Origin of the sequence: Azospirillum brasilense (assembly GCF_005222205.1) — a bacterium.
In the GTDB taxonomy this organism is placed as follows: Bacteria; Pseudomonadota; Alphaproteobacteria; order Azospirillales; family Azospirillaceae; genus Azospirillum; species Azospirillum brasilense_G.
This window is the reverse complement of sequence record NZ_CP032346.1, coordinates 1,113,802-1,120,000: the sequence shown is the minus strand read 5'-3', so window position 1 is coordinate 1,120,000 and position 6,199 is coordinate 1,113,802. Positions and strand designations below refer to the sequence as shown.

3 protein-coding genes and 1 rRNA gene (1 of these 4 cut by a window edge) are annotated in these 6,199 nt (G+C 66.4%); 1 reads left to right on the top strand and 3 read right to left on the bottom strand.

The genetic code is table 11. The features are described from left to right. Positions 1-1,826 (top strand): 23S ribosomal RNA (locus tag D3869_RS19195) (it extends 921 nt beyond the left edge of the window). Positions 1,827-1,962: 136 nt separating this feature from the next. Here D3869_RS19195 and D3869_RS19190 read toward each other — a convergent pair. The 3 genes from D3869_RS19190 to asnB all read right to left on the bottom strand — a co-directional run bounded on the left by D3869_RS19190 (position 1,963) and on the right by asnB (position 6,185). Beyond that, positions 1,963-3,027 carry a GNAT family N-acetyltransferase gene (locus tag D3869_RS19190; RefSeq protein WP_247895786.1) on the bottom strand — a complete coding sequence of 355 codons (1,065 nt, stop codon included), beginning with the start codon at positions 3,025-3,027 and terminating at the stop codon, positions 1,963-1,965. Between the two features lie 38 nt (positions 3,028-3,065). Next, positions 3,066-4,073, bottom strand: coding sequence for an NAD(+) synthase (gene nadE, locus D3869_RS19185; protein ID WP_137141467.1), 1,008 nt, complete (start codon positions 4,071-4,073; stop codon positions 3,066-3,068). Between the two features lie 93 nt (positions 4,074-4,166). Continuing rightward, positions 4,167-6,185 carry an asparagine synthase (glutamine-hydrolyzing) gene (asnB, locus tag D3869_RS19180; protein WP_137141466.1) on the bottom strand — a complete coding sequence of 673 codons (2,019 nt, stop codon included), beginning with the start codon at positions 6,183-6,185 and terminating at the stop codon, positions 4,167-4,169. Between the last annotated feature and the right edge of the window lie 14 nt (positions 6,186-6,199).

Here is a 6,199-nt window from a genome sequence, read left to right as displayed (position 1 = left end):
GCAGACAGACGGTGGGTGCTAAGGTCCATCGTCGAGAGGGAAACAGCCCAGACCGCCAGCTAAGGTCCCCAAATCACGGCTAAGTGGGAAAGGATGTGGGAAGGCCATGACAACCAGGAGGTTGGCTTAGAAGCAGCCATCCTTTAAAGAAAGCGTAATAGCTCACTGGTCTAGTTAAGCCGGCCTGCGCCGAAAATGTATCGGGGCTCAAGCCGTGTACCGAAGCTGCGGATGTGATCTCTGATCACGTGGTAGCGGAGCGTTCCGTAAGCCTGCGAAGGGTCCCCGCGAGGGTGCCTGGAGGTATCGGAAGTGAGAATGCTGACATGAGTAGCGACAAACAGTGTGAGAAACACTGTCGCCGAAAGTCCAAGGGTTCCTGCGCAAGGTTAATCCACGCAGGGTGAGCCGGCCCCTAAGGCGAGGCCGAAAGGCGTAGTCGATGGGAACCACGTTAATATTCGTGGGCCAGCGGGTGTGTGACGAATGGGAAAGCGTGTCGGGCCTTATCGGATTGGCCCGGCTGGGGACCCGTTCCAGGAAACAGCCCCCGCATCAGACCGTACCCCAAACCGACACAGGTGGACTGGTAGAGTATACCCAGGCGCTTGAGAGAATGGTGTTGAAGGAACTCGGCAAATTGCCCTCGTAACTTCGGAAGAAGAGGGCCCCGTTGTGGCGCAAGCCATGGCGGGGGGCACAGACCAGGGGGTGGCGACTGTTTACTAAAAACACAGGGCTCTGCGAAGCCGTACAAGGCGACGTATAGGGTCTGACGCCTGCCCGGTGCCGGAAGGTTAAGAGGAGGGGTTCACGCTCCGAATTGAAGCCCCGGTAAACGGCGGCCGTAACTATAACGGTCCTAAGGTAGCGAAATTCCTTGTCGGGTAAGTTCCGACCTGCACGAATGGCGTAACGACTTCCCCGCTGTCTCCAACACCAACTCAGCGAAATTGAACTCTCCGTGAAGATGCGGAGTACCCGCGGTCAGACGGAAAGACCCCGTGCACCTTTACTACAGCTTTGCAGTGGTGCTAGGGATCTCATGTGTAGGATAGGTGGGAGGCTAGGAAGCCCGGGCGCCAGCTCGGGTGGAGCCATCCTTGAAATACCACCCTTGAGGTCTCTGGCATCTAACCGCGCTCCGTCGATCCGGAGCCGGGACCCTGCATGGCGGGTAGTTTGACTGGGGCGGTCGCCTCCCAAAGTGTAACGGAGGCGCGCGATGGTGGGCTCAGAGCGGTCGGAAATCGCTCGTCGAGTGCAATGGCATAAGCCCGCCTGACTGCAAGACAGACAAGTCGAGCAGAGACGAAAGTCGGCCATAGTGATCCGGTGGTTCCATGTGGACGGGCCATCGCTCAACGGATAAAAGGTACGCCGGGGATAACAGGCTGATGACTCCCAAGAGTCCATATCGACGGAGTCGTTTGGCACCTCGATGTCGGCTCATCACATCCTGGGGCTGGAGCAGGTCCCAAGGGTTCGGCTGTTCGCCGATTAAAGTGGTACGTGAGCTGGGTTTAGAACGTCGTGAGACAGTTCGGTCCCTATCTGCCGTGGGTGTCGGAGTTTTGCGAGGATCTGTCCCTAGTACGAGAGGACCGGGATGGACATACCTCTGGTGCACCGGTTGTCACGCCAGTGGCATGGCCGGGTAGCTAAGTATGGACGGGATAACCGCTGAAAGCATCTAAGCGGGAAACCCACCTCTAAACCAGAACTCCCTTGAGAGCCGTGACAGACCATCACGTCGATAGGAGGCATGTGGACGGGCGGCAACGCCTGAAGCTGAGCCTTACTAATCGCTCGATCGGCTTGATCCTTCATGAACGTCGCGTGCAGCGGCAAACCGCTCATGCGCTCAGAAGATGCATCCTCATAGTCTCGACTTTATGCACGACCCGTACGAAAAGGGCGCCCGCAACGATGCGGGCGCCCTTTTCGTTTTTGGAAAACGGCCTATTCGCCGAGATCCTTGAAGCCCATGTCGCTGTCGGCGGCGGTAACGAACCAGTTCTTCGGGTCGCCGATCAGCGGGGTCAGCTCCGGACGGTCGGCCGCGGGGCGGGCCATCATCCGGGTCGGCTGGCGCAGACCGTTCTTCAGGCACAGGAAACCCATCATCGACAGGGGACGGGCGGCCTGGGCGTTCAGCGTGCGGCAGACCAGGGCGGCCAGCCGGTCCCGCCGGGCGCGCTCGACCAGCAGGGCGAAGGCGGGCATCAGCCAGCCCGGACGGGCCAGATAATCGCAGACCACCCCGACGCTCTCGCCGCGCCAGCGGTCCACCCGCAGCACCACATAGGCCACCACCGTCTCGCCGCGCATGACGAGGAAGCGACGGTGCCGCGCCGCGTTCGGGATCTTGTCGAAGCGCCACTGGAGATAGGCGTGGTCGCGCCGGGCGGCGCACAGATGCTGCGGCGCCGCGGCTTCCCACAGCTCGTCCATCCGCTCGTCGAAGCGGTCGACCTCGACCAGCCGGGCGCCAAAGGTCCGGGCGGCCGCGTGGCCGACCAGCGACGCGGCGCTCATCGCCGGCTTGCCCAGCCGCGCCATCAGGCGGGCCAAGCCGCCGCCATAGGGGCTGACGCGCAGGCAGCGCGGCGGATCGATCACGCGCAGATAGGTCGGGATGTTTCCGAGATCGAGCCAGCCCGCCCGCTTGTAGGATTTGTAGGCGGCGTCGGTCATCGACAGCGAGACGCTCACCTCGCTGGCGGCGGCGTGGGTCTCCGACAGGCCCGGCCCGACGCCGCGCAGACGCCATTCCGGGGCGACCATCAGGTCGATTGCCCAGGAGGCGCGGCGCACCCGCTGCCCCACCTTCAACGCGAAGGGAATGCCCGCCTGCTGGCCGACGATCCCCCCGTTCCGCTTGCAGACCCAGAGCTGCATCCCCTCCGGATCGGGAGTGGGCGGCTCCTCGAACAGCCAATTGAAATGGGTGTCGTCCAGCAGCGGGGAGTCCGCGCCGAAGTGGTCGCGCTGGAAGGACTCCAGCGCGACGCGATCCTCGGACATGAACCGTTCCACACCCCGCTGAAGCCAGGGCATTGCGGTCATGCGTCGCTCCCATCCACCTCGACCGGCTGCACCAGCGCGGCGTTGCGCAGGATGCGGCCCGACGTGCGACGCTTCAGGACGATGTCCTTGTAGACGCGGCGGACCTGCTCGACCGACAGGTTGAGGGCGCGGGCCGCCTCGTCCTCCGGCACGCCACGGCCGTAGGCGCAGAGCGCCAGGTCCAGCTTGTCGTAGGGGATGGCGTAGTAGAACTCCTCCTGCGACTGCGGCAGGGTGTAGGTGTCGGTGCTCGGCGACTGGCTCTGGATGTCGTCGGGCAGGCCGAGATAGGCGGCCATCTGGTAGACCTGGGTCTTGAACAGGTGGGCGATCGGCTTCAGGTCGGCCAGACCGTCGCCGCCGCGCACGAAGAAGCCCAGCTCATACTCCAGCCGGTTCGGGGTGCCGAGGACCGCGTAGTTCAGCCGGTCGGCGTGGGTGTATTCCATGGTCTTGCGGACGCGCTGCTTCAGGTTGGTGGCGGCAACCACCGACAGATAGACGTCCACCGGCATGCGGCTGGTCTGGCGGTCGCCCTCCGGCGACTCCACCGTCATGGTGAAGTAGTTGACGCGGTCGGCGTCGAGCAGGCCGGCGGCCAGACCGATCTTCTGCTTCCAGCCCGGCCCGTATTCCGGGAAGAGGCGGCGGATGGCGCTGTCGCGGCGGTCGTAGCAGCCGAGCGCGGTCAGCGGAGCGGTAAGGTTCTCCATGATCGGCTCGATGCCCAGGCTCTCACAGAGCAACCGGCCGCGGCGGGTGCTGTCCGGCGAGGATTCCTTCTCCGGCATCAGGATGGCCAGGACGCGCTCCGGCCCGAGCGCGCGAACGGCCAACGCCGCGCAGACCGAGCTGTCGATGCCGCCGGACACGCCGAGCACGATGCCCTGGCGCTTCAGGTCGTGGGCGACGGTGCGCTGGATGAACTGTTCGATCTCCCGGGCAGCCGCCGCGCAGTCGAGCGAGAGGGCGTTGGCGTCGAAGGGATGCAGGGCGTTCAGCATGGTGTCGGTTTTCCCGGTTGGCGTTGTTGCATCGACTGTGAGAAGGGGACTGTGAGAAGGACTGTGCCTTGGGGACCGCGCCGGTCCGCCGGATCAGGCGGCGGCGGCGCTGTCCAAATGCTCTTCGAGAATGTGGATGGGTGCGGCGTCCAAGCGGGCGCGGAGCGTCGAGGCCCGGCCCGGAAGCTCGTCCAGCACGTTCCGGGCGAGCATCTGGAGGGTGAGCACGCCGACCAGGGCCATCTCCTCACGCTCGCCGGCCATGCGGCCGTCGGTGCGGTGGGCCTTGGCGGCGAGTGCGGCGACGCCGGCGGCGTCGACCAGCCCGTAGCGGTTCAGCGACTCCTCCGACAGCAGGTCCTGGACATAGGCCGGGGCCTGGGCGCCGAAGAGGGCGGTGGTCATCGGGGCGCGGTAAGGGCGCTTCGGGCGGTGGAAGATCTCCGCCGGCAACAGGCGCGAGGCGACGCGGCGCAGCGCCAGCTTGTCGCGCAGCCCCAGCATCTTGACCCGGTCGGGCAGGGCGGCGCAGAGGTCGTCCACCTCCGGGTCGAGGAAGGGATAGCGGACCTCGATGCTGTTGGCCATCGCCACCCGGTCGCCCTGGCTGGTCAGCAGGTAGGGCGACATGAAGGCGGCGATCTCCGTCCACTGGGTGCGGGCGAGCGGGCTCCAGCGCGACCAGCCGGCGGGCAGATGGGCGGCGACGACCTCGTCGAAGGCCTGCGCGTTGGCGGCCGAGCGCACGTCCGGCGCCAGCAGGCGCTGGGTCCAGGCGGTGTTCTGCCAGCGGATGCGGTGGGCGTAGAAGGGATCGTCCGTCTCCGTCATGCCGCGCTTCCAGAAGGCCTGCCAGAGCGGGCTGTCCTTCTGGCCGCTGGTGGCGGCGTAGGGATGGATGCGGCTGAGCAGCTTCGGGCGCGCCGTGGAGTGCGGCTGCCGCGCCCAGAAGCGGCGGACCTTGTCCTCCTTGAAGATGTCGTAGCCGGCCAGCCATTCGTCGGCGCCCTCGCCGGACAGCACGACGCGGATGCCGCTGTCGCGGACGAGGCGGGAGAGCAGAAAGAGCGGCGCCGGGGCGGTGCGGACCAGCGGCGATTCGCCGTGCCAGATCACGTCGGGCAGGGCCGCCTGGATGTCCTCCGCCGTGCAGAGGATGTCGTGATGCTCCGTCCCGACATGGCCGGCGACCAGCCGCTGCTGCGGCGTCTCGTCGAAGGCGTTGTCGGCGAAGCGCACGCCGAAGCTGTGCATCTGCGTGGTGTCGAGCTTGCGGGCCAGCGCCGCGATGACCGAGCTGTCCAGCCCGCCGCTGATGTAGACACCCACCGGCACGTCGGCGCGCAGCCGCAGGCGGATGGCGTCGAGCAGCTTCTCCTCCAGCCGGTCCGCCGCCTCGTCCAGCGTGATGCCGGACAGGGCGGGATCGCCGGCCATGTCCGGCTCCCAATAGCGGGCCTCGTGCAGGCGCAGGTCGGCGTCGATGCGGATGGCGGTGGCCGGCGGCACGCTCTGCACCCCGGCGAAGACGCTGCCCTGGGGGGCGACGCTCCAGTGGGTGAAGACCTGGGCGAGGCGGGCGGCGTCGAAGCGCGGCTCGATCCGGCCGCCGCCGAACAGGGCCTTGGCCTCCGACGCGAAGGCGAGATGGTCGCCGCTGCGGGCGTAGAACAGCGGCAGGATGCCCAGCCGGTCGCGGACCAGCCACAGCTCGCGCTTCACCGCGTCCCACAGGCCGATGGCGAACTGGCCGTTCAGCTTGGCCCAGGCGGCGGGGCCGTACTCCTCGAAGGCGTGGACGATCACCTCGGTGTCGGTGCGGGTGTAGAAGCGGTGCCCGCGCGCCTCCAGGTCACGCCGCAGCTCGACGTGGTTGAAGATCTCGCCGTTGAAGGTGATCCACAGAGTCCGTTCCTCGTTGTGGATCGGCTGGAAGCCGCCGGCCAGACCGACGATGCTGAGGCGCGCGTGGGCAAGCCCGATCCGCCCGTCGCGGTAGAAGCCGTAGCCGTCCGGGCCACGGTGCCCGATCATGGCGATCATGCGCTTCAGTTCGTCGAGTCCGGCGGGCTCGGCACGCGGCCCGGCGAGAACTCCGGCGACACCACACATCGCACGTTCTCCTG

Excerpts from the sequence above, each read along its gene's own strand:
- D3869_RS19190 (WP_247895786.1), bottom strand. The coding sequence starts at position 3,027 with ATGTCCGAGGATCGCGTCGCGCTGGAGTCCTTCCAGCGCGACCACTTC.
- nadE (WP_137141467.1), bottom strand. The coding sequence starts at position 4,073 with ATGCTGAACGCCCTGCATCCCTTCGACGCCAACGCCCTCTCGCTCGAC.
- asnB (WP_137141466.1), bottom strand. The coding sequence starts at position 6,185 with ATGTGTGGTGTCGCCGGAGTTCTCGCCGGGCCGCGTGCCGAGCCCGCC.